Annotated in this window: 21 protein-coding genes; 20 read left to right on the top strand and 1 reads right to left on the bottom strand. The window is 70.1% G+C overall.

Annotated elements, in window-relative coordinates; all coding sequences use genetic code 11:
• The first annotated feature begins 7 nt into the window (after window positions 1-7).
• From rho to prmC, 3 genes are read left to right on the top strand one after another with little or no spacing between them, the layout of a single operon-like run.
• Window positions 8-2,338 (top strand): transcription termination factor Rho, encoded by a 2,331-nt coding sequence (rho, locus tag DEJ21_RS05385; RefSeq protein WP_111223947.1) that lies wholly within the window; start codon window positions 8-10, stop codon window positions 2,336-2,338.
• 3 nt (window positions 2,339-2,341) lie between these two features.
• Window positions 2,342-3,424: a peptide chain release factor 1 gene (gene prfA / locus DEJ21_RS05380; RefSeq protein WP_017885756.1), complete on the top strand. Its 1,083-nt coding sequence runs from the start codon at window positions 2,342-2,344 to the stop codon at window positions 3,422-3,424.
• 25 nt (window positions 3,425-3,449) lie between these two features.
• Window positions 3,450-4,325: a peptide chain release factor N(5)-glutamine methyltransferase gene (prmC, locus tag DEJ21_RS05375; protein WP_111224065.1), complete on the top strand. Its 876-nt coding sequence runs from the start codon at window positions 3,450-3,452 to the stop codon at window positions 4,323-4,325.
• 306 nt (window positions 4,326-4,631) lie between these two features.
• Here prmC and DEJ21_RS05370 read toward each other — a convergent pair whose 3' ends face one another.
• The gene (locus DEJ21_RS05370; protein ID WP_181435788.1) at window positions 4,632-5,285 is read right to left on the bottom strand and encodes an HAD family phosphatase; all 654 of its coding nucleotides are present in this window, start codon (window positions 5,283-5,285) and stop codon (window positions 4,632-4,634) included.
• Between the two features lie 37 nt (window positions 5,286-5,322).
• Here DEJ21_RS05370 and DEJ21_RS05365 point away from each other — a divergent pair, with 37 nt between their 5' ends.
• From DEJ21_RS05365 to DEJ21_RS05285, 17 genes are all read left to right on the top strand, one after another.
• Window positions 5,323-5,997 (top strand): L-threonylcarbamoyladenylate synthase, encoded by a 675-nt coding sequence (locus tag DEJ21_RS05365; protein ID WP_027465784.1) that lies wholly within the window; start codon window positions 5,323-5,325, stop codon window positions 5,995-5,997.
• A complete protein-coding gene (locus tag DEJ21_RS05360) occupies window positions 5,994-7,220 on the top strand; it encodes an MraY family glycosyltransferase (protein ID WP_027465783.1) in 1,227 nt (408 codons plus the stop codon). Before DEJ21_RS05365 ends, DEJ21_RS05360 begins: the two co-directional genes overlap by 4 nt.
• A complete protein-coding gene (locus DEJ21_RS05355) occupies window positions 7,217-7,708 on the top strand; it encodes a hypothetical protein (RefSeq protein WP_035808335.1) in 492 nt (163 codons plus the stop codon). Before DEJ21_RS05360 ends, DEJ21_RS05355 begins: the two co-directional genes overlap by 4 nt.
• Window positions 7,709-7,815: 107 nt before the next feature.
• A complete protein-coding gene (atpB, locus tag DEJ21_RS05350) occupies window positions 7,816-8,676 on the top strand; it encodes a F0F1 ATP synthase subunit A (RefSeq protein WP_027465782.1) in 861 nt (286 codons plus the stop codon).
• A 61-nt stretch (window positions 8,677-8,737) separates the two neighbouring features.
• Window positions 8,738-8,974, top strand: a complete 237-nt coding sequence (gene atpE / locus DEJ21_RS05345; protein ID WP_027465781.1) for an ATP synthase F0 subunit C — start codon at window positions 8,738-8,740, stop codon at window positions 8,972-8,974.
• A 9-nt stretch (window positions 8,975-8,983) separates the two neighbouring features.
• Window positions 8,984-9,538 carry a F0F1 ATP synthase subunit B gene (locus tag DEJ21_RS05340; RefSeq protein ID WP_110859012.1) on the top strand — a complete coding sequence of 185 codons (555 nt, stop codon included), beginning with the start codon at window positions 8,984-8,986 and terminating at the stop codon, window positions 9,536-9,538.
• Window positions 9,539-9,540: 2 nt separating this feature from the next.
• Complete coding sequence (locus DEJ21_RS05335) at window positions 9,541-10,335, top strand: F0F1 ATP synthase subunit delta (RefSeq protein WP_111223945.1); 795 nt, start codon at window positions 9,541-9,543, stop codon at window positions 10,333-10,335.
• A 108-nt stretch (window positions 10,336-10,443) separates the two neighbouring features.
• Window positions 10,444-12,072 (top strand): F0F1 ATP synthase subunit alpha, encoded by a 1,629-nt coding sequence (gene atpA, locus DEJ21_RS05330; RefSeq protein ID WP_027465778.1) that lies wholly within the window; start codon window positions 10,444-10,446, stop codon window positions 12,070-12,072.
• Window positions 12,073-12,975 (top strand): F0F1 ATP synthase subunit gamma, encoded by a 903-nt coding sequence (locus DEJ21_RS05325; protein ID WP_027465777.1) that lies wholly within the window; start codon window positions 12,073-12,075, stop codon window positions 12,973-12,975.
• A gap of 47 nt (window positions 12,976-13,022) precedes the next feature.
• A complete protein-coding gene (atpD, locus tag DEJ21_RS05320) occupies window positions 13,023-14,477 on the top strand; it encodes a F0F1 ATP synthase subunit beta (RefSeq protein ID WP_017885744.1) in 1,455 nt (484 codons plus the stop codon).
• A 1-nt stretch (window position 14,478) separates the two neighbouring features.
• Window positions 14,479-14,742: a F0F1 ATP synthase subunit epsilon gene (locus tag DEJ21_RS05315; RefSeq protein WP_027465776.1), complete on the top strand. Its 264-nt coding sequence runs from the start codon at window positions 14,479-14,481 to the stop codon at window positions 14,740-14,742.
• A complete protein-coding gene (locus tag DEJ21_RS05310) occupies window positions 14,739-15,509 on the top strand; it encodes a peroxide stress protein YaaA (RefSeq protein ID WP_309146980.1) in 771 nt (256 codons plus the stop codon). The genes DEJ21_RS05315 and DEJ21_RS05310 overlap by 4 nt, the downstream gene beginning before the upstream one ends.
• A 109-nt stretch (window positions 15,510-15,618) precedes the next feature.
• Entirely contained in the window at window positions 15,619-16,176 is a 558-nt protein-coding gene (locus tag DEJ21_RS05305; RefSeq protein ID WP_111223944.1) for a hypothetical protein, read from the top strand.
• 25 nt (window positions 16,177-16,201) lie between these two features.
• Complete coding sequence (locus DEJ21_RS05300) at window positions 16,202-17,014, top strand: FHA domain-containing protein (protein ID WP_146247701.1); 813 nt, start codon at window positions 16,202-16,204, stop codon at window positions 17,012-17,014.
• Window positions 17,015-17,017: 3 nt separating this feature from the next.
• Complete coding sequence (locus DEJ21_RS05295) at window positions 17,018-17,839, top strand: PP2C family serine/threonine-protein phosphatase (RefSeq protein WP_111029233.1); 822 nt, start codon at window positions 17,018-17,020, stop codon at window positions 17,837-17,839.
• A gap of 130 nt (window positions 17,840-17,969) precedes the next feature.
• Window positions 17,970-19,382 carry a serine/threonine-protein kinase gene (locus tag DEJ21_RS05290; RefSeq protein WP_111223942.1) on the top strand — a complete coding sequence of 471 codons (1,413 nt, stop codon included), beginning with the start codon at window positions 17,970-17,972 and terminating at the stop codon, window positions 19,380-19,382.
• Window positions 19,379-25,220: Ig-like domain-containing protein (locus tag DEJ21_RS05285; RefSeq protein ID WP_146247700.1), on the top strand; the 5,842-nt coding region annotated here is incomplete at its 3' end. The genes DEJ21_RS05290 and DEJ21_RS05285, both read left to right, overlap by 4 nt.

Below are 25,220 nucleotides of genomic sequence, written 5' to 3'. Positions count from 1 at the left end.
ACCGACCTTGACCGACAACAACTCCGCCCAGGTGGAGATCCCCAGCGACCTGCGTGCCCTCCGTCTCCCGGAGCTCCAGCGCATCGCCTCCTCGCTCGGCATCACCGGGCTCTCCAAGCTCCGCAAGGGCGACCTCATCGCCTCCATCGAGGACAAGCGCCCCGTCGACGAGACGCCGGCCGCCCCGGCCGCCGCCGTCGTCGCCGAGACCCCCGCCGAGCCGGCCGCCACCGAGCAGCCGACCCTGCCGGAGCCCGCCGAGACCCCCGCGCAGCCCGCTGCCGAGGCACCCGTCGCCGACCCCGAGGCACCCGCCGAGTCGGCAGCCCCGAGCCGTGCCCGTCGTTCGCGCCGCGCGTCGTCCGGTGGCACCGTGAACGCCGCGCCGACCTCGGCCGCCGAGCACACCAACCACGGCCAGACCGGCACCGAGGACCTCCTCGCCGGGCTCGACCAGGTCCGCGCCGAGAAGGACGCCCAGGAAGCCGCGCAGTCCGGCTCGCAGCGCCGTGGCCGTGGCCAGCGGAACGCCGAGCAGCGTGGCGCCGAGCAGCGTAGCGCCGACCAGGGCCAGCAGGCGTCGGCACCCGCCGAGGCCGAGCAGCCGACCCAGCAGGGCCAGCAGGCCCCGACGTCCGCCGTCCAGGCCGACCAGGACCAGAACGAGTCCGGCGACCAGAACGACCAGGGCGACCAGAACTCCGAGCAGGGCGAGGGCGGCTCGCGTCGCGGTCGTCGCAGCCGCGGTCGCGGTCGTGGCCGTGGCCAGAACGCCGAGAACGGCGAGCAGCAGAACGGTGCCGACCAGCAGAACGGCGGCCAGAACGGCGGCCAGAACGCCGGTCAGCAGAAGCAGAACGGCGCCGACCAGCAGAACGGCGGCCAGCAGAAGCAGAACGGCGGCGAGCAGCAGAACGGCCAGCAGAACGCCCAGCAGAACGGCGGCCAGAAGCAGAACGACCAGCCGAAGCAGGCCGAGGCCAAGCAGGACGACAAGGCCGACCAGAAGCAGCAGCAGAACGCCGGTCAGCAGAAGCAGCAGACCAGCGGCCAGCAGAAGCAGCAGCAGCAACAGCACGCCGACGAGGCCGAGAGCGGCCGCAGCCGTCGCCAGCGTGACCGCAAGCGCGGCCGTGGCGGCCAGAACGACGACTTCGAGCCCGAGGTCACCGAGGACGACGTCCTGATCCCGATCGCGGGCATCCTCGACGTCCTCGACAACTACGCGTTCGTCCGCACCACCGGCTACCTGCCGGGCCCGAGCGACGTCTACGTCTCCCTCGGCCAGGTGAAGAAGTACCACCTGCGCAAGGGCGACGCCGTCGTCGGTTCGATCAAGCAGCCGCGTGACGGCGAGCAGCAGAGCCGCCAGAAGTACAACGCGCTCGTCGCCGTCGAGTCGATCAACGGCCAGTCCGCCGACGAGGCCGCGACCCGCGTCGACTTCAACGACCTCACCCCGCTGTACCCGAACGAGCGCCTGCGCCTCGAGACGGAGCCGGGCAAGCTGTCGACCCGCATCATCGACCTCGTGTCGCCGATCGGCAAGGGCCAGCGCGGTCTCATCGTGTCCCCGCCGAAGGCCGGCAAGACCGTCGTGCTGCAGGCCATCGCGAACGCCGTCGCCAAGAACAACCCCGAGGCGCACCTGATGGTCGTCCTCGTCGACGAGCGGCCCGAAGAGGTCACCGACATGCAGCGCACGGTGAAGGGCGAGGTCATCGCCTCGACCTTCGACCGTCCCGCCGAGGACCACACCACCGTCGCCGAGCTCGCCATCGAGCGTGCGAAGCGCCTGGTGGAGCTGGGCCACGACGTCGTGCTGCTGCTCGACTCGATCACCCGCCTCGGCCGTGCGTACAACCTGTCGACACCGCCGTCGGGCCGCGTGCTCTCCGGTGGCGTCGACTCGGCGGCGCTGTACCCGCCGAAGCGCTTCTTCGGCGCCGCGCGCAACATCGAGGACGGCGGCTCGCTGACCATCCTCGCGACCGCGCTCGTCGAGACCGGCTCCAAGATGGACGAGGTCATCTTCGAGGAGTTCAAGGGCACCGGCAACATGGAGCTCCGCCTGAACCGTCACCTCGCCGACAAGCGGATCTTCCCCGCCGTCGACGTGAACGCCTCGGGTACCCGTCGCGAGGAGCAGCTGCTCTCCGCCGACGAGGTCAAGATCACCTGGCGTCTGCGCCGGGCCCTCGCCGGGCTCGACCCGCAGCAGGCCCTCGAGATCGTGCTGCGGAACCTCAAGGAGACGCAGTCGAACGTCGAGTTCCTGGTGCAGGTGCAGAAGTCGGTCCCCACGACCGGCGCCCACCACAACGGTCACCAGGAGTAACGCGTGTTCGAGTCGGTAGCGGGGCTGCTGGCGGAACACGAGGACCTGACGCAGCAGCTGTCGGACCCCGCGCTCCACGCCGATGCGGCCCGGGCGAAGAAGGTGAACCGGCGGTACGCCGAGCTCAACCAGATCAAGTCCGCGTACGAGGCCTGGCAGGCGGCGGGGGACGACCTCGCCGCCGCCCAGGAACTCGCGCGTGAAGACGCGGCGTTCGCGGACGAGGTCCCCGGGCTCGAGGAGCAGCTGTCGGAGCGCCAGGAGCGCCTCCGCCGGCTGCTGATCCCGCGCGACCCCGACGACGGCCGTGACGTCATCATGGAGATCAAGGGCGGCGAGGGCGGCGAGGAATCGGCGCTGTTCGCGGCCGATCTGCTGCGCATGTACTCGCACTACGCCGAGACCAAGGGCTGGAAGGTCGAGCTCCTCGAGCGCACCGAGTCCGACCTGGGTGGCTACAAGGACGTCCAGGTCGCGATCAAGTCGAACACGACCGATCCGTCCCAGGGCGTCTGGGCCCACCTGAAGTACGAGGGCGGTGTGCACCGCGTCCAGCGTGTGCCGCAGACCGAGTCGCAGGGGCGCATCCACACCTCGACCACCGGTGTGCTGGTGTTCCCCGAGGTGGACGAGCCCGAAGAGGTCCAGATCAACCAGAACGACCTCAAGATCGACGTCTACCGGTCCTCCGGCCCGGGTGGACAGTCCGTCAACACGACGGACTCCGCGGTCCGCATCACCCACCTGCCCACGGGCATCACGGTGGCGATGCAGAACGAGAAGTCGCAGCTGCAGAACCGCGAGGCCGGCATGCGCGTGCTCCGTGCACGCATCCTCGCGCGCCAGCAGGAGGAGCTCGACGCGATCGCCTCGGACGCGCGCAAGTCGCAGATCCGCGGGATGGACCGTTCGGAGCGCATCCGCACGTACAACTTCCCGGAGAACCGGATCGCGGACCACCGCACCGGCTACAAGGCGTACGACCTCGACCGCGTGATGAACGGTGCCCTCGAGCCCGTCATCCAGTCCGCCATCCAGGCGGACGAAGAGGCACGTCTGGCCGCCATCGGCGACCAGGACGCGTAACCGCACACCCAGCCTGGAGGCTCGGATCACCGCCGACACGCCCCTCACGTCCGCCGCGGATCGCCTGCTCGAGCAGGCGACCGCGGCGCTCGTCGCCGTCGGCGTCCCGACGTCCCGGGTCGACGCCGAGCTGCTGCTCGCGTGGGCGACCGACACCTCGCGCGGTGCCGTCCAAGCCCGTGCGCTCATCGGTGGCGGCATCGCGCCGGAGCACGTCGAGCGCTTCCGCCACGCCGTCGCCCGCCGGGCCACCCGTGAGCCGCTGCAGCACATCACCGGCGAGGCGTACTTCCGCGCGCTCACCCTGGCCGTCGGACCGGGCGTGTTCGTGCCCCGTCCGGAGACCGAGGGCGTCGTGCAGTTCGGCATCGACGCGCTGCGGGCGACCGCGGTCCCCGAGCCGATCGCCGTGGACCTGGGCTCCGGCAGCGGCGCGATCGCGATCGCGATGGACACCGAGGTGCCGAACGCCGTGGTCTACGCCGTCGAGCGGTCGGCCGAGGCCCTGCCCTGGACCCGGCGGAACGTCGACGCCCACGGCGGGACGGTCCGACTCGTCGAGGGCGACCTCGCCGACGCACTGCCGGATCTCGACGGCACCGTGTCCGTCGTCGTGTCGAACCCGCCGTACGTGCCGGACGACGCGATCCCGATCGACCCCGAGGTCCGCGACCACGACCCGGCGATGGCCCTCTACGGCGGTCCCGACGGCCTCGACGCCGTCCGTGCTCTCGCCGAGACGGCCTGGCGGTTGCTGGTGCCCGGGGGAGTCCTGGTCATCGAGCACGCCGAGCCGCAGGGCGCCGGCGTGCGGCAGGTCCTGGCGCGCCGGGGGTTCCGCACCCCGGAGACGCACGTCGACCTGACGGGGCGCGACCGCACGACCACCGCGACGCGCTAGCCGGGGCCGAGCCGCGCCTCCCGTCGCTCGGCCGTGCGTGCGTGCGCCGGGTGGATCCGGGCGTACCTGGTGGGATCGGGCGTGCCGGGTCGTTCGGGATGACCAGGTATGCCCGTTCCCGCTTTCCAGCGCGACCGCGATGGGAAGGAACGGGCGCGGCGGGCGTGGGGCGGCCCACCCGCGCGTGCGTGTGGTGGATCCGGGCGTACCTGGTGGGATCGGGCGTACCGGGTCGTTCGGGATGACCAGGTATGCCCGTTCCCGCTTTCCAGCGCGACCGCGATGGGAAGGAACGGGCGTGGCGGGCTACGCGACGGGGGAGGCCTCGCGCTGCTGTGCCGCGACGAAGGCGCGGACGTGCTCGCGCAGGTCGGTGTCGTGCTCGACGAGGACCGCGTGGATGCCGATGCTCCGCGCTCCTGCGACGTTCTCGGGCATGTCGTCCGCGAAGAACGTGCGCTCCGCGCGGACCCCGTGGTGCGCGACCGCACGCTCGAAGACCTCGGGCTCGGGCTTCCGGGCACCGAAGTTGCTCGACGTGTCCAGGTGTTCGCCGAAGACCTCGGGCAGGGACGGCGCCCACTCGTGGATCCAGCGGCCGGCGAGCGGACCGTTGTTGGTGAGCAGCCCGACACGCCCGTGCTCGCTCGCGATCCGGACCGCCTCGATGCGTTCCGGCAGCTCGGTCATGGCGGATCCGCGGATCCGGGCCCAGTCGGCCTCGGGGACGTCGCACTCCATCGCGCGTTCGAACGCGGCGAGGTACTCGTCGCCGTCGGCGAACCCACCGGCCTCGGCGCGCATCTCGTGACCGCAGTCCCACCAGCGGCGACGGAGCTCCTGGAACTCGTGTCCGGTGAACTCGGAGAGTGCGGCCATGCGCACCTGCCAGTCGTACCGGACCAGGACGTCGTCCATGTCGAAGAGGAACAGGAGCGGGGGTGCGGGCGTCTCGTTCACGATGTCCACCATTGTGTCGCACTATCATCGTCGAGTCATGGCATCCCGATACGACTGCACCGACTCCGACGGGCTCCTGACCGGGATGCGGCTCGCACGTGCCGCCCTCGGACGCGGAGAGCTCGTCGTGGTCCCCACCGACACCGTCTACGGCCTCGCCGCGGACGCCTTCAGCGCGACGGCCGTGCAGCGGCTCCTCGACGCGAAGGGCCGCACGCGGCAGTCGCCGCCGCCCGTGCTCATCCCCGGGCCGCCCACGCTCGACGCCCTCGCCAGCGAGGTCCCGCAGCCGGTGCGCGACCTGGTGGCCGAGTTCTGGCCGGGCGGGCTGACCGTCATCCTGCACGCACAGCCGTCGCTCGACTGGGACCTCGGCGAGACGCGCGGCACGGTCGCGCTGCGGATGCCGGACTCGCGGATCGCCCTCGAACTGCTGCAGGAGGTCGGGCCCCTCGCGGTCTCGTCCGCGAACTCCACGGGCGACCCGGCCGCGATGGACGTCGACGCTGCCGAGCGCATGCTCGGTGACAGCGTCGCGATCTACCTGGACGGCGGGCCCGTCGAGGTGCACGACGGCTTCGAGGCCAGCACCGGGTCGACCATCGTCGACGCCACCGGGCTGTCGGACGGCGGGAAGCTCCGCATCGTCCGGCACGGGGTGATCCCCGACGAGGAGATCATCCGGGTCGTCGGAGCCGACCTCGTCACATGAAGTACTACCTGCTCGCCGGGGCCATCGCCGCGGTCGTGAGCTTCGTGATGAGCCTGATCGTCTGGAAGCTCGGGCTGAAGTACAAGTGGTACCCGCAGGTCCGCGAGCGGGACGTGCACCGCACCCCGACGCCGCGGCTCGGCGGCATCGCGATGTACATCGGCGTCATCGTCTCGCTGCTCGCGGCCTGGTTCCTGTTCCCGTCGATCGCGGGGACCGACTACTTCCGACTCGTGTTCTCCGAACCCGGCCGCGTGCTCGCGGTGCTCGGCGGAGCGACCATCATCGTGGTCCTCGGTGTCGCGGACGACATCTGGGACCTCGACTGGATGACGAAGCTCGCCGGGCAGATCATCGCGGCGGGCATCCTCGCCTGGCAGGGCGTCGCGATCGTCTCGCTGCCCATCGGCAACACGCTGGGCGTCGGTTCGTCGTACATGAGCCTGATCTTCACCGTGCTGGCGGTGGTGCTCGTGATGAACGCGGTGAACTTCATCGACGGGCTCGACGGCCTGGTGGCCGGCGTCGCGATCATCGCCGGCGGGGTCTTCTTCCTCTACACGTTCTTCATCAACCGCGTGGTCGTGCAGACCGAGTTCTTCTTCAACCTGCCGTCACTGCTCACCGCGGTGCTCGTCGGGGCCTGCTTCGGCTTCCTCATCCTGAACTGGCACCCCGCCAAGCTCTTCATGGGCGACGCCGGTGCGCTGCTCGTCGGTTTCCTGATGGCCACGAGCGCGGTGTCGGTCACGGGCAACATCGACCCGGCGGCGGTGCAGACACGCCAGGCGCTGCTGCCGGCGTTCATCCCGATCCTGCTGCCGTTCGCGATCCTGATCGTGCCGATCCTGGACTTCGGTCTCGCGGTCACCAGACGGCTCAGCGCGGGCAAGTCGCCGTTCTCGGCCGACCGGAAGCACCTGCACCACCGCCTGCTCGACATGGGGCACTCGCACTTCCACGCGGTGCTGATCTTCTACGCGTGGACCGCGACCGTCGCGTTCGGGTGCCTGCTGTTCCTCTTCGTGGACTGGTACTGGGTCGTCGTCTTCGTGTCCGTCGGCTTCACCGTCTGCGCCGTCGCGACGTTCGCGCCGCTCGGCCGGAAACGCACCGAGATCGCAGCCCAGACCGCCAACCGTTCCGCCGCCGTGGTGGATGCCAGCCTCGACCCGCTCGACCGGGCCGCCAACGACCGCACGATCCCTGGAGACATCACGTGACCGCACCGAACGCGCTCGACCACGTCCGGCCGGTGTTCCGCCGCATCATCACCTGGGGAGCGGTCCTCGCCGTCGCCCTGGCGGTGGTCGGCGGGCTCATCGGGTTCCTCGTCGCGGACGGCCCCGGGCTGGTCGGGGGACTGCTCGGCGCCGTACTGAGCGTCGTGTTCCTCGGGCTCACCGCGGTCAGTGTCCTCGTCGCGCTGCGCGTCTCGAAGGGGCAGATGATCTCCGGTGCCTTCTTCGGCATCGTGATGGGCACCTGGCTGCTCAAGTTCATCGTCTTCATCGTGCTGCTGGTCCTGCTCAAGGACCGCGACTGGGTCGACTTCCCGGTGCTGGCGATCGTGATCATCGCGGGGGTCGTCGGCTCCCTGGTGATCGACGTCGTCGCCGTCGCGAAGGCCCGCATCCCGATCGGCGTCCGGCTGCCGGGCGACGGCCTCGACGACTCCGCGGACGCTGGGAACCCGACCCCCCGCGTCTGAGAAGCCGGGAAGCCTCTCGCACCTGATAGGCTTCTCGACGTCCGCTACCGGAGCCTTTCGCTCGGGGCGGACGAGCCTCCACAACGTCCACCATCGCGTGCCATGATGTGCGCGCGCCGACACAGGAGACAGCGCTGCTATCCCACGCTCTTCCCCTGTCCCTCTCCGCTGCGGTTGACACCGTCGCGGCGGGGAGCAGCAAGGCCGCCGAGTTCCATGGTCCGTCGATCAACGAGTTCTTCCCGGATGCGATCTTCTTCGCCGGGACGCCGTTCGAGATCGATCGGGTCGTCCTCATCCGCTTCTTCGCCGTCGCCGTGCTCCTGGTGTTCGCGTTCGTGGGTACCCGTGCACTGAAGCTCGTGCCGAACCGCGGTCAGGCGTTCATCGAGTACGCGTTCGACGTCGTCCGTCGCAACACCTTCGACAACCTCGGAGAGAAGGACGGCAAGCGTTTCCTGCCGCTCCTGGCGACGATCTTCTTCGGCGTGCTGTTCATGAACCTGACCGGTCTGATCCCGGGCATGAACCTCGCCGGCACCAGCCGCATCGCGATGCCGATGATCCTGGCGATCGTCGCGTACCTCGCCTTCATCTACGCCGGTCTCCGCAAGCACCCGGGCACGTTCCTCAAGAACTCGCTCTTCCCGCCCGGGGTGCCGTGGCCGCTGTACATCATCGTGACGCCGATCGAGCTCGTCTCCACCTTCGTGCTCCGTCCCGTCACCCTGACGCTGCGACTCCTGATGAACATGGTCGTGGGGCACCTGCTCCTCGTGCTGTTCTTCTCGGCCACGCAGTTCTTCTTCTTCGACGCTTCGCTCGGCTTCAAGGCCTTCGGCGTCGGGACCATCGCGTTCGGCATCGCGTTCAGCTTCTTCGAGGTCCTCGTCGCGCTGCTGCAGGCCTACGTCTTCATGCTCCTCACCGCCGTCTACATCCAGCTGGCGCTGGCCGACGAGCACTGATTCCTCACTGACCCCCTACGGGACCGGCGACCGTCGGACCCGCACCTCGAAAGGAAAACACGTGGACGCAACGACCGTTCTCGCGGAGATCAACGGCAACATCGCGACGGTTGGCTACGGCCTCGCAGCGATCGGCCCGGCCATCGGTGTCGGCATCGTCGTCGGTAAGACGATCGAGTCCGTCGCTCGCCAGCCCGAGCTCCAGGGCCGCCTGACGACCCTCATGTACATCGGTATCGCCTTCACCGAGGCCCTGGCCTTCATCGGTATCGCCACGTACTTCATCTTCACCAACTAAGGTTCCTCGATGCAGAACGCACTCATCATCGCGGCGGAGGAAGCGCACAATCCGCTGATCCCGCCGGTGTACGACATCGTGTGGTCGGCGCTCGCCTTCGTCATCATCTTCCTGGTGATGTGGCGTGTCGTCACGCCGCGCATCACGAAGATGCTCGATGAGCGCACCGAGGCCATCGAGGGCGGCATCAAGAAGGCCGAGGCCGCTCAGGAGCAGGCCGCTGCTGCGCTCGACGAGTACAACAAGCAGCTCGCCGATGCACGTGCCGAGGCTTCGCGCATCCGTGAGCAGGCCCGTGCCGACGCCACGGCGATCGGCAACGAGGTCCGCGAGCAGGCGGCCGCTGATGCAGCACGCATCACGGCCAACGCCCAGGCGCAGATCGAGGCCGAGCGCCAGAGCGCCGTCCAGGCCCTCCGGTCCGAAGTGGGCACCCTCGCGCTGGACCTCGCGTCCGGTGTGATCGGTGAGTCCCTCAAGGACGACGCCAAGTCGACCGCAGTGGTCGACCGCTTCCTCGCCGACCTCGAGGCCTCGCAGGCCACGAAGACGGGGGAGCACTGAGCATGCGCAGCGCTACCAGAGAAGCACTCGCGTCCACCAGGGCGGTGCTGTCGGACCTCGGTCCGAGCGCCAGCCTGGCCGCGGGTGCCGAGATCCTCGCCTCCGGGCGTGCGATCGCCGGTGCGCCGCAGCTGCTCGGGCTGCTGTCCGACCCCACGGCCGACGCGGCCGGCAAGAAGGTCCTCATCGACCGTGTCTTCGCCGGACAGTCGGAAGCGACGCGTGCGGTCCTGACCGCGGTGGCCGGCTCGCGCTGGTCCTCGCAGCAGGACCTGCTCGCGGGCATCGAGGACGCGGGCATCCGCGCCGTCGCCGCCACCGCGGGTCCGGACTCGTCGATCGAGTCGGAGCTGTTCGCCTTCGAGACCGCCGTCCGCTCGGACGCCGGCCTCGAACTGGCGCTCGGCACCAAGCTCGGCAGCCCCGAGCAGAAGGGCGCGCTCGTCGAGCGGCTCCTCGGTGCCAAGGCGTCGGAGCAGACGATCACGATCGTGTCGGCCCTGGTGCAGCAGCCCCGCGGCCGCCGCATCGGTGAGATCGTCCGCGACGCCTCGCGCATCGTGGCCGAGCAGGCCGGCAAGCTCGTCGCGACCGTCGTCACGGCGACGCCACTGACCCCCGCCCAGTCGGCCCGCGTCACGCGCGGTCTGTCCGAGCGGTACGGCAAGGACATCAGCATCAACCAGGTCGTCGACCCCACGGTCGTCGGCGGGGTCCGGGTGCAGATCGGCGGCGACGTCATCGACGGCACCGTGTCCACGCGACTCTCGGAGCTCCGACTCCAGCTCGCCGGCTAGGCGTACGGTCGAAGCCGCTCCTCCCCAAGTCCACAACGGGAACTGCCGAGTCCGGCAGCGTCACCCTCTCGGAGCCGAAGGGCCCCGGAAAACCACAAGGAAAATCCCATGGCAGACATCACCATCAGCCCCGATGAGATCCGTGATGCCCTGAAGGACTTCGTCTCGAACTACGAGCCGACGAAGGCCTCCACGGCCGAGGTCGGGCACGTCACCGACGCCGGTGACGGCATCGCCCACGTCGAGGGTCTCCCCGGCGTCATGGCGAACGAGCTCATCCGCTTCGCGGACGGCACGCTCGGCCTGGCGCAGAACCTCGACGAAGACGAGATCGGCGCCATCGTGCTCGGCGAGTTCGGCGGCATCGAGGAGGGCATGGAGGTCACCCGCACGGGTGAGGTCCTCTCCGCCCCCGTCGGCGACGCTTTCCTCGGTCGCGTCGTCGACCCGCTCGGCGCCCCGATCGACGGTCTCGGCGAGATCGCCGCAGAGGGCCGTCGTGCCCTCGAGCTCCAGGCTCCCGGCGTCATGGCCCGCAAGTCGGTCCACCAGCCGCTGCAGACCGGCATCAAGGCCATCGACGCGATGATCCCCGTCGGCCGTGGTCAGCGTCAGCTGATCATCGGCGACCGCCAGACCGGCAAGACGGCCATCGCGATCGACACGATCATCAACCAGAAGGCCAACTGGGAGTCCGGCGACGAGGAGAAGCAGGTTCGCTGCATCTACGTCGCCATCGGTCAGAAGGGCTCCACGATCGCCTCCGTCAAGGGTGCGCTCGAGGACGCCGGTGCGATGGAGTACACCACCATCGTCGCCGCTCCGGCCTCCGACCCGGCCGGCTTCAAGTACCTCGCCCCGTACACCGGTTCGGCCATCGGCCAGCACTGGATGTACCAGGGCAAGCACGTCCTCATCATCTTCGATGACCTGTCGAAGCAGGCCGAGGCCTACCGTGCGGTGTCGCTCCTCCTGCGTCGTCCGCCGGGCCGCGAGGCCTACCCGGGTGACGTCTTCTACCTGCACTCCCGTCTGCTGGAGCGTTGCGCGAAGCTGTCCGACGAGCTCGGCGCCGGTTCGATGACGGGCCTCCCGATCATCGAGACCAAGGCGAACGACGTCTCGGCGTACATCCCGACCAACGTCATCTCCATCACCGACGGCCAGATCTTCCTGCAGTCGGACCTCTTCAACGCGAACCAGCGTCCGGCCGTCGACGTGGGCATCTCGGTGTCGCGCGTCGGTGGTGACGCCCAGGTGAAGTCGATCAAGAAGGTCTCCGGCACGCTGAAGCTCGAGCTGGCGCAGTACCGCTCCCTCGAGGCGTTCGCGATGTTCGCGTCCGACCTCGACCAGGCGTCGCGTCGTCAGCTGGAGCGCGGTGCGCGTCTGACCGAGCTCCTCAAGCAGCCGCAGTACTCGCCGTACCCGGTCGAGGAGCAGGTCGTCTCGATCTGGGCCGGCACGAACGGCAAGCTCGACACCGTCCCGGTGCCGGACGTGCTCCGCTTCGAGTCCGAACTGCTCGACCACCTGCGTCGCAACTCCGACGTCCTCACGACCTTGCGCGAGACGAACCAGCTCAGCGACGAGACCGTCGCCGAGATGGACAAGCAGATCGATGAGTTCACGAAGAGCTTCCAGACGAGCGACGGCAAGACCCTCGGCTCCGAGCAGTTCGACGCGGCTGACGCCGAGGACGTCGACCAGGAGCAGATCGTCAAGGGTCGTCGCTAGATGGCAGCGCAGGTCCGGGTCTACCGCCAGCGGATCAAGTCGGCGAAGACCACGAAGAAGGTCACCCGCGCCATGGAGCTGATCTCGGCGTCGCGGATCCAGAAGGCGCAGGCCCGCATGGCTGCGTCCGGTCCGTACTCGCGGGCCGTCACGCGTGCGGTGTCGGCCGTGGCGACGTTCTCGAACGTCGACCACGTGCTGACCACCGAGCCGGAGTCGTCGACCCGTGCAGCCGTCGTGCTCTTCACCTCGGACCGCGGCCTGAACGGCGCGTTCAGCACGAACGTCCTCAAGCAGGGCGAGGAGCTCGCCTCCCTGCTCCGCAGCGAGGGCAAGGACGTCGTCTACTACCTGGTCGGCCGCAAGTCCGTCGGGTACTTCGCGTTCCGTGAGCGTCCGTCCGAGCAGCAGTGGGTCGGCAACACCGACCAGCCGGAGTTCTCGACGGCCAAGGAGATCGGCGACGCCGTCGTGGCGAAGTTCCTCCAGGACACCGCTGACGGTGGCGTGGATGAGATCCACATCGTGTTCAACCGGTTCATCAGCCTGGCGACCCAGGAGCCGCAGGTCGTTCGCCTGCTGCCCCTCGAGGTCGTCGAGGGCATCGACGAGCCCGAGGGCAACGAACCCCTGCCGCTCTACGAGTTCGAGCCGGACGCCGATGCGGTGCTCGACTCGCTGCTCCCGGTCTACATCGAGAGCCGCATCTTCAACGCCATGCTGCAGTCGGCTGCTTCCGAGCACGCCGCGCGTCAGAAGGCGATGAAGGCGGCCAGCGACAACGCCGACTCGCTGATCCGTGACTTCACCCGACTCGCGAACAATGCGCGTCAGGCGGAGATCACCCAGCAGATCTCCGAGATCGTCGGCGGCGCCGACGCCCTCTCGTCGAAGAAGAAGTAGTCCGCGTCGTTCGCGGACAGATACCCACCCTCAGGAAGGCACCAGCCATGACCGACACCGCAACCACCGCGGTCGAGACGTCGTCGGCGCCCGGTGTCGGCCGGATCGCCCGTGTCACGGGCCCCGTCGTCGACATCGAGTTCCCCCACGACGCAATCCCGGAGATGTACAACCTCCTGTTCACGACCATCACCATCGGTGACTCGTCGCAGGAGATCGGCCTCGAGGTCGCGCAGCACCTCGGCGACGACCTCGTCCGTGCCATCTCCCTGAAGCCGACCGACGGCCTGGTCCGTGGCCAGGAGGTCCGTGACTCGGGCGCTCCGATCTCGGTCCCCGTCGGCGACGTGACCAAGGGCAAGGTCTTCGACGTCCTCGGCAACGTGCTCAACACGGACGAGAAGCTCGAGATCACCGAGCGCTGGCCGATCCACCGCAAGGCCCCGGCCTTCGACCAGCTCGAATCCAAGACCTCGATGTTCGAGACCGGCATCAAGTCCATCGACCTCCTCACCCCGTACGTGCAGGGTGGCAAGATCGGCCTCTTCGGTGGTGCGGGCGTCGGCAAGACCGTCCTCATCCAGGAGATGATCCAGCGCGTTGCGCAGGACCACGGCGGTGTGTCGGTGTTCGCCGGTGTCGGTGAGCGCACCCGTGAGGGCAACGACCTCATCGGTGAGATGGAAGAGGCGGGTGTCTTCGACAAGACGGCCCTCGTGTTCGGCCAGATGGACGAGCCGCCGGGAACGCGTCTCCGCGTGGCCCTGTCGGCGCTGACGATGGCGGAGTACTTCCGCGATGTCCAGAAGCAGGACGTGCTCCTCTTCATCGACAACATCTTCCGCTTCACGCAGGCCGGCTCCGAGGTCTCGACGCTGCTCGGCCGCATGCCGTCCGCCGTGGGCTACCAGCCCAACCTCGCCGACGAGATGGGTGTGCTCCAGGAGCGCATCACCTCGACGCGTGGTCACTCGATCACCTCGCTGCAGGCGATCTATGTGCCGGCTGACGACTACACCGACCCGGCTCCGGCCACCACGTTCGCGCACCTCGACGCGACGACCGAGCTCTCCCGTGAGATCGCATCGCAGGGTCTGTACCCCGCGATCGACCCGCTGGCGTCGACGTCGCGCATCATGGACCCGCGTTACCTGGGTGCCGACCACTACGAGACGGCAACGCGCGTCAAGCAGATCCTCCAGAAGAACAAGGAACTGCAGGAGATCATCGCCATCCTCGGTGTCGACGAGCTCTCCGAAGAGGACAAGATCACGGTCGAGCGCGCTCGTCGTATCCAGCAGTTCCTCTCGCAGAACACCTACATGGCGAAGAAGTTCACGGGTGTCGAGGGCTCCACGGTGCCGCTCAAGGACACCATCGAGTCCTTCCGCGCCATCGCCGACGGCGAGTTCGACCACGTTGCGACCCAGGCGTTCTTCAACGTCGGTGGCATCAACGACGTGGAAGAGAAGTGGGCTCAGATCCAGAAGGAGAACCGCTGACATGGCGGGTCTCAGCGTGAGCGTCGTCTCGGCCGACCGTGAGGTCTGGTCGGGCGACACCACCATGGTCGTCGCACGGACCACAGAGGGCCAGATCGGCATCCTCGCCGGACACGAGCCGATGCTCGCGATCCTGGCGCAGGGTCAGGTCCGCATCACGCGGGCCGATGGGTCGACCGTCGCGGTCGACGCCGAGGACGGCTTCCTGTCGGTCGAGCACGACACGGTGACGATCGTCGCGCGGCAGGCCGCGCTGGCGTCCTGACCGGACTGACCGTCCTGCTCCCACCTTCGGAGACGAAGCGGGAGGGCGGGGACACGAGCCGCACGCTCGATCTGCGTGCACTCTCGTTCCCGGAACTGGCCGATGAGCGGGCCGCGGTGATCACCGCGGCCCGCTTCGTCAGTTCCGAGGAGTCCTCGGCCAGGACGGCGCTCAAGCTCGGTCCGAAGTCGATCGCCGAGCGGCTCAGGAACCTCGAGCTCGACACCTCGGGCACCATGCCCGCGATCGAGCGGTACACCGGGGTCCTCTACGACCCGTTGGGCGCGCAGGACGCGGATGCTGCGACCCGCGCGTGGTGGGCGGAACACGTGGTCGTGCAGTCCGCGATGTTCGGCCCCATCGGTGCCGGTGACCCGATCCCGGCGTACCGGCTCTCACACGACTCGCGGCTCGGCTCGATCCGGTTGGCCGCGCACTGGCCCGCGGTGTCGACCCGTTCCCTGCTGACCCGTGCGGACGGCCTGGTGCTCGACCTGAGGTCCGAGGGGTACCGGCAGCTCGGTCCCGTGCCCGGAGCGGTGGCACCACGGGTGGTGAGTGTCGACGGCTCCGGTCGTCGTCGTGCGCTGAACCACTGGAACAAGACCGCGAAGGGTCGCCTGGTGGCGCTGCTCGCCCGCACCGGCGCGAGCATCGGCAGCATGGACGACCTGGTCGGTTGGGCGGCCGCGAACAACGTGGTCGTCGAGCGCAACGAGGGCGGCTGGGACCTGGTCGCCGAGAGCCTGGAGCCCGTCGCCGCCTGAGCGGGTGCCGGGTCGGCTCGTCCTCCACAGGCGTGAGCGAGGTCGCTCCGGTCCACAGATGGTCGGGGCGACCCTGCCTGGAGGCTCCCAGCACGTTTCGATGGCGTGCATGATCCCTCTCACGGCACAGTCCAGCCCCGGCTCCGCAGTCCGTTTCCCTCGCGAGATCGCCGCGGCGGTCACCCTCCCCGCTGCGGCGGCCGCGCTGGTCGCGCCCGGTCGCGCCGACCTGTCGACGGCCGCTGCGACGGCCGTGGTGACCGCGTGCGGCGCACTCGCGCCCCGGATGGCCCTGGTGCCGTTCATCGCGGCGCAGGGCACGCCCGATCCCCGTTCGATCCGGGTGTTCGACCCCTTCGCGGACGCGACACCGCCGGCGCTCCACGGTTTCGGCCCGGGTCCCGATCGGGCCCGCGTGCGGCTCGCCGGTGATCGGTGTGCCGATGCGTGGCGCGTGTGGCGGGCGCAGGACGGCCCGTTCGACGGATCGTCGGGCGCTGCCGGCGCCCTGTCGCTCGGCGCCTGGTGTGCGTGGGCGCTCGGGTCGTGGGCCCGGGCGGAGACGCGTGCCCGGTACGCCCTCGAGACCCGCGCGGACGACCCGCTCGCGGGGCTCGTCCTGCGCTCGGTCGTCGCGGGCAGCGGGCCGTCGTGGGAGCGTCGATGACGTGGGGTCGACCGGATCGTCTACGGTGGGGGAGACCACACTGGGAGGGCTCCGGTTGTACGACGACGACATCGAGGACACCGTCATCCGGCGACCCCGACGATCGCTGGGCGACCGGACGGCGGACGCCGTCGACGACACCGTCATCCGGCGCGCAGGTCCCGTCGTCCCGGGAGCCGGTCCCGACTCCGACTCCGACTCCGACGACGGGGTCCTCGGTGACACGGTCATCCGGCCCGCGCCCGGGGCAAGCGACCAGCCACCCGCAGCGGTGGACGACGTCGATCCGGAGGACACCGTCGTCCGGGTGCCGGCGCGACCCGGCGCCGGAGCGAGCCCGTTCGTGGGTGCCGCCCCGGGCCTCCCGGCCGTCCCGGCGGTGCCCGCCGCGCCCACTGCACGCGTGCCCTCGATCCGCATCGGCGAACGCACCTTCCGGCTCGACCACCCGGTGGTCATCGGCCGACGGCCGTCGCTCCCGCGGGTCACCCGTGGCCCGCAGCCCGAACTCGTGACCGTGCGGTCGGCGTACGGGCAGGTGTCGTCGTCCCACGTCCGGATGCACGCCGAGGGCGAAGCCGTCGTCGTGCAGGACCTCCGGTCCACCAACGGGACCGTCGTCCGCCCGGCCGGTGCACCCGCCTACCGCATGGCATCGGGTGCGTCGATCGTCGCGCTGACGGGTACGGTAGTCGAGATCGGTGACGGCAACGCCATCGAGGTCCTCTCGCCGTACCTCCGGGTCGCACCGACGGCAGAGGGGCTGCCTCCGGTTCCCCCGTGGCCCTCCGATCAGACAGCACACGGCACGCCCCGACCCACCAGAGAGCGATCCTGACACGTGACCGAACTCGGCCGAGCAGCCACTGCGCACGCCATCGACGTCCCCGGTGCCGACGGCGCCACCCTGACACTCTCGTGGGGAGCCGCGACCGACGTCGGTCGGCGGCGTGACCACAACGAGGACAGCTACATCGTGGGCGCGCCGTTCTTCGTCGTCGCCGACGGCATGGGCGGGCACCTCGCGGGCGACCGTGCCAGTGACGCGGTCGTGCGTCGGCTCGAGCAGGTGACGGCCGAACCGTTCACCACGCGTCAGGGCATCCAGCGTGCGCTGCTCCTCGCGACAGCCGACATCGAGCGTGCAGCCGGCGGCAACGCCATCGGCGCGGGCACCACCGTCACCGGGATCGCGCTCGTGGCGTCGCTCGGGCAGCCCGCTGCCCTCGTGTTCAACGTCGGCGACTCCCGCACCTACCGCATCGAGGACGGCGTGCTCCGCCGCGTCACCGTCGACCACTCGGTGGTGCAGGAGATGGTGGACGCCGGCCTGCTGCGTGCCGAGGACGCCGAGCAGCACCCGGACAGCAACGTCATCACGCGTGCGGTCGGCTTCGGCGAACCGCCGGCACCGGACTGGTGGACCCTGCCCCTGCGGGCCGGTGACCGCTACATCGTCTGCTCCGACGGGCTGACCAAGGAGCTCGGCGACGCCGGCATCGCGCGCATCGCGGCACGTGAGCCCGGCGCGCAGGACCTGGCGGAGCGCCTCGTCGGCGACGCCGTCGTGGCCGGCGGTCGTGACAACGTCACCGTCGTGGTGCTGCAGGTCGATTCCGCACCGGACGACGGCGACCTCGAGGACACGCTGCCGCGTCACTAGCTGGCCCCCGAACTGGGGGAACACGTCGAGCTGTGGGGGATCGGCGTGCGGAATGTCGGTCACCCACGCTTCGTACAATGACATGGCCACGTCGAGAGAGCTGGCCGCTCGGCCGGGGGAGGAGAGGACCATGGCGAGACGCCTGCCGTCCAACCCGCCCGTGATCGGCGGTTTCAGTCCCGTGCACGTCCTCGGGTCCGGTGGCTTCGCCGACGTCTTCCTCTACGAGCAGGACATGCCCCGACGACAGGTCGCGGTGAAGGTGCTGCTGGACGAGGTCGTCGACGACCGCGTCCGGCAGATGTTCCAGGCCGAGGCCAACCTGATGGCGCGGCTCAGCACGCACCCGTCGATCCTCACCGTCCTCCAGGCCAGCGTCGCCGCCGACGGCCGGCCCTACCTGGTCATGGAGCTCTGCTCCTCGTCCCTCAGTGAGCGCTACCGCCGCGAACCGATCCCGGTGTCCGAGGTGCTGTCGATCGGCATCCGCATCGGGTCGGCGCTCGAGACCGCACACCGCGAGGGCGTGCTGCACCGCGACATCAAGCCGTCGAACATCCTGCTGACGGCCTACGGCAACCCCGTGCTCTCCGACTTCGGCATCGCCGCGACGATCGGGGGTACCGACCCCGACGAGCCGATCGGCATGTCGATCCCGTGGTCCGCGCCCGAGGTCCTGATCGACGAGTCGCGCGGCACGATCCAGTCCGAGGTGTACTCCCTCGCGGCGACCGTGTACTCGCTCCTCGCCGGGCGCAGCCCGTTCGAGATCCGCGGCGGCAAGAACGGTGCGAACGACCTGATGCACCGGATCGACAAGGGCGGCGTGAAGCCCACCGGTCGCACCGACGTGCCGCCCTCGCTGGAGCGCCTGCTCGCCTCGGCGCTGTCCCGCAAGCCGCAGGGACGCCCCGCGACGGTGATGGAACTCGTCCGCGGGTTCCAGCAGGTCGAAGCCGAGCTCGGCATCCCGCAGACGTCCGCCGACGTCGCGGTCGAGGCCTGGGCGATCTCGACGCCCACCCCGCACGGCGAGCGCACCGTGATCCGTGAGCTGCAGCCACCCACGCGGGTCGGCGGGCGTCGTCGTACCCGCCGTGCCGTGCAGGGCGGGGTCGTGGCCGGCGGTTCGCACAGCGTCGGCACCGTGCACCGCACCGGGTCCGTGACGCGTGCCCGGCGCCGGACCCGTTCGACCCTGGTCTGGGCGACGTCCCTCGCCGTCGTCGTGGTCGCCGCCCTCGCGATCGCCACCGTCGTCGTCGTCGGTCGGCTCGGCGCCGGGGCGATCCCGGTCGTGGCCGAGGTCCGTGCCGAGCCGTCGACGCAGTCCGTGTCCTTCAGCTGGACCGACCCGGGGCTGCGCAGCGGCGACACGTACGTCATCTCGTCCAACGGGTCGTCGAGCCAGCAGACCGGCACGACGTTCGTCGTCTCCGGTGAACGCGGCGACGAGGAGTGCATCGCCGTCGCCGTGAACCGCGACGGCAAGACGGGTGCCGCGAGCGCGCAGAAGTGCGCGACGATCGGGAGCGCCGGGTGATCCGCGCCCTCCTCGCGAAGCACCGCTCCGCCGCCGTGACGACCGGTGCCTCGGTGCTCGTCGCCGCCGTCGTCGCGACCACCGCCATCGTCTCCACCGGGTACCACACGCAACGCGTCGACCTCGGCGACGGCACGGTCTGGGTGCCCTCGGCCGAGTACGGCGCGGTCGGCCGGGCGAACACCGGCATCCTGCAACTCAACACCGCGGTCGAGACGGCCAGCGACGACCTGTCCGTGCTGCAGCGCGGCTCCACCGTCTACAGCGTCGACGAGACCAAGGGCACGGTCGCCCGGGTCGACGTCGCCGACGCCACCGTGGGGGATGCGATCACGCTGCCGGCGGGGGCGCCGCAGGTCTTCTTCGCGGGCGACACCGCGGTCATCGGCAACGCCGACACGGGCGAGCTCTGGGCGACCCCCGCGAACGACCTCGCCGAGTTCGACGCGTCGGCCAAGGCCGACCTGACCCTGGGCGCCGACACGGTCTTCGACGCCTCCGACGGCCACGTCGCGGTCTACTCCGCGAAGACCGGGACGGCCTCGCTGGTCGACGTCGGCACGACACTCACCGTCGACGAACGGTGGAAGGTCGACATGGACCGGGGCGACGACTTCCAGGTCGCCACGTTCGACGGGCACCTCGCCGTGCTCGACCGGACGAGCGGTGCCCTGTCGGTCGACGGCCGCACCGTCGAACTCGGCGACCGGGTGGGGTCGTCGCCGGCCCTCCAGCGGTCCTCCGACAGCACGGCCCAGGTGACGGTCGCGGGCACGGCGGGCCTGGTCCGCGTCAGCGCCTCCGGCACCGTGGACGCCACCGCGCTCCAGGTGGCCGGACGAGCCGCGCGGCCCTACGTCGACGGCTCCTGCACGTACGCGGCGTGGGCGGGCGGACAGGCGATCGACACGTGTGACGGCAACGCGCTGCAGCGGCTGGCGCGCACCGGCGGCACGAGCGAACTGCAGATCCTGCACAACGGCGACACCGTCGTCGCCAACGACCCGACGAGCGGCCGTTCCTGGGCGATCGACCGGAGCGGGCAGCTCATCGACAACTGGGCCGACCTGATAAAGCAGGACGACGAGCAGCAGCAGGAGCAGGTCTCCGACGACGACCCCGAGGTCGACAAGGACCAGAAGCCGCCGGTGGCGGTGGACGACGAACTGGGCGCTCGTCCGGGACGCACCACGAGCCTCCCGGTCCTGCTCAACGACTACGACCCGAACGGTGACCCGATCATCGTGAGCGAGGTCGGCGCCATCTCGAAGTCCGCCGGCCGCGTCGCGATCGTCGGCGACGGTCAACGCCTGCAGGTCACGCTGTCGTCGCGCGCCACCGGGACCGTGACGTTCCCGTACACGATCACCGACGGCAACGGCGGATCGGACACCGCGACCGTCCGGATCAGTGTGCGCCCCGACAGTCAGAACGAGGCGCCGCGGCAGGTCCGTGACACCTCGGCCGACGTCGTCCAGAACGGGCACGTCGTCTCGAACGTCCTCGGCGACTGGGTCGACCCGGACGGCGACCCGGTCTACCTGGAGTCGGCGACCGCGTCGAACGGTGACCGGGTGTCCACCACACCGGACGGCCTGCTCGACTTCCGGAACGACAGCGGCCGGACCGGCGAGCGCTCCGTGCAGCTGGTCGTCAGTGACGGACGGGCCGACGGCCGGGGAGCCGTGACGGTCCGGGTCGCCAAGCAGGGTACCGTCCCGCTGCGCGCCGATCCGTTCCCCGTGTCCGGGTACGCCGGCAAGGCCTTCACGGTCGAGCCGCTCGACCACGTGCGCGGTGGCAACGGCACCGTGACGCTGACCAGCGTGTCCTCGGCGTCCGGGCTCACCGTCACCCCGAGCTACGACGCCGGGACCTTCCGGGTGCAGGGGGAGCGGGCGGGCGACCACCAGCTCGAGTACACGGTGACCGACGGCGTGAAGACCTCGAGCGGCATCGTCCGGGTGACCGTCCTCGCGCCACCGGACGCCTCGACGGCGCCGATCACCACGCCGAAGACGGTGTTCGTGAACACCCTGTCCACCAAGGACACGGACGTCACCGCGACCGACATCGACCCGGCGGGCGGGGTGCTGCTCGTGACGGCGCTCGACGGACCCCCACGGGGCAGCGGGGTGCAGGCGAGCATCCTCGACCAGCACACGGTCCGTGTCACGCTCACGGCACCCCTCGACGGTCCGGTCTCGTTCGGGTACACGGAGACGAACGGCCTGGCGTCGTCACCCGGCACGATCACGGTCGTCGAGATCCCGAAGCCCGACCGCATCCAGCCACCGGTCGCCCAGCCGGACAGCGCCACCGTCCGTGTCGGCGACGTCGCGAACATCGACGTGCTCGACAACGACACCCAGCCCGAGGGCGAGCCGTTGACGCTGCAGCCCGAACTGGTGCAGAACGTCCCCGGTGACGGCGGCCTGCTGTTCGTCTCCGGCGACCACCTGCGGTACCTCGCCCCGAAGACGCCGGGCAACTACACCGCCGTCTACCGGGTCGCCGGCCCGGACGGCCAGTACGCCGACGCCGCGGTGTCGATCTCGGTGCGCGAACGCGACGCCGCCACGAACAACCCGCCCGTCCCGCAGACCGTCACCGCGCGCGTCGTCGCCGGGTCGTCGGTGCGGGTCAGCGTGCCGTTGAACGGGATCGACCCGGACGGCGACTCCGTCCAGCTGGTCGGCGTGGGCTCCAACCCCGACAAGGGATCCGTCTCGGACGTCGCCTCGGACGCCCTGACCTACGATGCGGGCGATTACTCGGCCGGCACCGACGAGTTCACCTACACCGTCGTCGACGCCCTCGGAGCCCGCGCCACCGGCACCGTGCGGGTCGGCATCGCACCCCGCGCCGAGCAGGCCTCGAACCCCGTGGCCGAGGCCGACCACGTCACGATCCGCCCCGGTGGCTCGGTGACGGTGCGCGTCCTGCAGAACGACTCCGACCCCGAAGGCGGGCAGCTGACCGTCGCGCAGGCCGAGCCGACGGCAGAGGACGTCACCGCCAAGGTCCTCCGGAAGCAGCAGATCCGCGTCACGCCTCCGGAGTCGGCGAAGAGCGGTGACTTCGCGGTGCTCTACACCGTCGCGAACAGCAGCGGGGGATCGAGCACGGCCTTCCTCACGGTGACCGTCGACCCCGACGCCCAGCCGCTCCGGCCCGAGGTCGACGACACGACCCTCGACCTGCAGGACATCCTGCACCGGCAGAGCGTGACCGTCGACGTGCTCGACAACGTCTTCTTCGCCGAGGGCACCGCGGCCGACCTCCGGGTCGGGGTCGTCCCCGGCTACGGCGACACGGCGACGCCCACCGACGACGGCCGCATCACCGTCCGGTTGACCGACGACTCGCAGGTGATCCCGTTCTCGGTCGCCCGGGCCGACCACCCGGACATCGTCTCCTACGGCTTCATCAACGTGCCGGGCTTCGACGACGCCCTGCCCCAGATCAACCGCAGCGCCGGTGCGGTCACGGTGAAGAGCGAGGCCACCGTCCGCATCCCGCTGCAGGACTTCGTCGTGACCGCGAACGGCGAGACCGCGAAGATCACCGACCGCGGCACGGTCAAGGCCACCCACGCCAACGGGCAGAGCCTGGTGGTGGACTCCTCGACGCTGCAGTTCACGTCGGCGAAGCTCTACTACGGCAAGGCGTCGATCTCGTTCGAGGTCACCGACGGCTCGTCGGCGAACGGCGGAAAGGGCCGCGTCGCCACGCTCGTGCTCCCGATCACGGTCACGCCCCGGTCGAACCAGCCGCCGGCGTTCACGGGCTCCTCGGTCGAGATGCAGCCGGGCGAGACGCGCAAGATCGACCTGACGAAGCTGACCGACTACCCGTACCCCCGGGACCTGCCCGAGCTCCGGTACTCGATCGTCGGCCGGCCCGCCGCGGGGACGACCGCCTCGATCGCGAAGCAGCAGCTCACGATCTCGGTCGCCGACACCGCGAAGAAGAACACCACCGCGTCGATCGGGATCGGTGTCGCGGACGACGCCAACACCGGTCGCGCCGGCACCGTCACCGTCGGCGTTGTCGCCTCCACCCGTCCCGTGGTCCAGCCCGGTCCCGACCGGTCGGTGACGAAGCGCGGGGCGACCACCACCATCGACGTGCTCACGAACGACCAGCCGACCAACCCGTTCCCGGGTGAGCGGTTGCGCGTCGTGAACATCCGCGGGCTGTCCGGCGGGCTGCCGAGCGGCGTCACCGTCACGCCGAGCGGTGACCGCACGCGCCTGCAGGTCTCGGTCGCCGACACCGCGAAGCCCGGCGACGCCCACCTGCAGTACCAGGTGGCGGATGCGACGAACGACCCCGACCGGTACGTCTGGGGCGACGTCACGATCTCGGTGCAGGACGTCCCGGACGCTCCGGGTGCACCCACCCGCACCGGCTCCTACGACGGCGGTCAGGTCACGCTGACGTGGTCGACCCCGCAGGGCAACAACTCGCCCATCACGGGCTACCGGGTCGTCGGGACCAACGGCGTCTCGAAGAACTGCGGGACCGCGACGGTGTGCACGCTGACCGGACTCGACCCGAAGGCGTCGTACCGGTTCCAGGTCGTGGCGACCAACGCGATCGGTGACTCGAAGCCCTCGTCCCGCTCGGGTCCGATGAGTGCGGACTTCGTGCCGGCACCGCCGAAGGGCATCACGGTCACGCCCAGCAAGGCGACACCGAACCAGCTCGACGTCAAGTGGGGCAAGGTGTCCGCGCCGAACAACGGCAGCGCGGTCGACGACTACATCGTCACGATCGAGGGCCCCGGCCTGTCGACCACGCGGCACACCGGCACCGCCACGAACACGTCGTTCACCGGCGCCCAGAGCGCTGCCCAGTACAAGGTCACCGTGTCCGCTCGCAACGACGCCGACCGCAACGGCACCGTCGTGCAGTGGAACTCCGCGTCCGCCACCGGCAGTGCCGTCGGGACACCGGGCGTCCCGACGCTGAACGCGTCGCGCGACGTGTCGCCCGGGCGGACCAACGTGTCGCTCACTGCGGCCGAGAACGACTGGGCCGGGGGCGGTCGAACGCTCACGATCGTGCGGTACCCGCCCGGGGTGAACATTCCGAGCGGTTGCTCGACCACCGGATCGGACAAGCGCTGGGACGGCGGGAGCGCCAACGACACGCTGAACTCGAACGGCAACTTCCAGTACGTCGCGCTTGCCGACAACGGTCTGTTCTGCACGCCGAGCCGTGCGGCGTCCGTGCAGGGGTACTCCGCTCCGGGGACCGCGTCGGCCGACATCGGCGTCGAGCGGTTCAGCGAGGACGACGGCACGTACGCGATCCGCATCCGGAACCCGCGCGCCCAGCCGAGCCCCAACGGATCGATCGACCACTACGCCTACTCGGTCAACGGCGGCGGCCTCGTGTCCTTCGGCGGGAACGGCTCCTGGGTCACCGGTGCCGCGTTCGGCTCGACGGTGAGCGTGACCGTGGTGGCCTGCGCGGACGGCACGTCCAACTTCTGCGGGGACGGCTCCACGGTGGGCGGGCTGCGCCCGGTGCAGACCCGTGCCACGCTGCCGGACTCCGTGACGGCCGGGACACAACTGACGGTGACTGCGCCTCCGCAGAACGCCGGGCTCCAGCCGACCGGATACCGGGTCGTCTTCTGCGCCTCGCGGTATTACCAGCTCTGCGGAGAGGGCACGGTCTACGCGCCGGACGCCCTGCCGACGGTCGAGGACGCACCGCTCGCGCGGTACGTGTACGTCGCGGCGATCGTCGACGGCCACGAGGACCCGAACCCGCCGAGCGCGTCGATCGATGCGGCACCCGAACCCGAGCAGCCCGCCCCCGAGC

It is taken from the genome of Curtobacterium sp. MCSS17_006, from assembly GCF_003234215.1.
Classification (GTDB): domain Bacteria; phylum Actinomycetota; class Actinomycetes; order Actinomycetales; family Microbacteriaceae; genus Curtobacterium; species Curtobacterium flaccumfaciens.
The sequence above is the reverse complement of the archived record's forward strand: the minus strand, read 5'-3'. Positions and strand labels throughout refer to the sequence as shown.

What these genes read in the sequence shown, in the direction of transcription:
- DEJ21_RS05315 (WP_027465776.1), top strand. Translation starts at nt 14,479, where the DNA reads ATGGCGGGTCTCAGCGTGAGCGTCGTCTCGGCCGACCGTGAGGTCTGG.
- DEJ21_RS05305 (WP_111223944.1), top strand. Translation starts at nt 15,619, where the DNA reads ATGATCCCTCTCACGGCACAGTCCAGCCCCGGCTCCGCAGTCCGTTTC.
- DEJ21_RS05360 (WP_027465783.1), top strand. Translation starts at nt 5,994, where the DNA reads ATGAAGTACTACCTGCTCGCCGGGGCCATCGCCGCGGTCGTGAGCTTC.
- DEJ21_RS05325 (WP_027465777.1), top strand. Translation starts at nt 12,073, where the DNA reads ATGGCAGCGCAGGTCCGGGTCTACCGCCAGCGGATCAAGTCGGCGAAG.
- atpA (WP_027465778.1), top strand. Translation starts at nt 10,444, where the DNA reads ATGGCAGACATCACCATCAGCCCCGATGAGATCCGTGATGCCCTGAAG.
- DEJ21_RS05340 (WP_110859012.1), top strand. Translation starts at nt 8,984, where the DNA reads ATGCAGAACGCACTCATCATCGCGGCGGAGGAAGCGCACAATCCGCTG.
- DEJ21_RS05335 (WP_111223945.1), top strand. Translation starts at nt 9,541, where the DNA reads ATGCGCAGCGCTACCAGAGAAGCACTCGCGTCCACCAGGGCGGTGCTG.
- atpD (WP_017885744.1), top strand. Translation starts at nt 13,023, where the DNA reads ATGACCGACACCGCAACCACCGCGGTCGAGACGTCGTCGGCGCCCGGT.
- DEJ21_RS05365 (WP_027465784.1), top strand. Translation starts at nt 5,323, where the DNA reads ATGGCATCCCGATACGACTGCACCGACTCCGACGGGCTCCTGACCGGG.
- DEJ21_RS05290 (WP_111223942.1), top strand. Translation starts at nt 17,970, where the DNA reads ATGGCGAGACGCCTGCCGTCCAACCCGCCCGTGATCGGCGGTTTCAGT.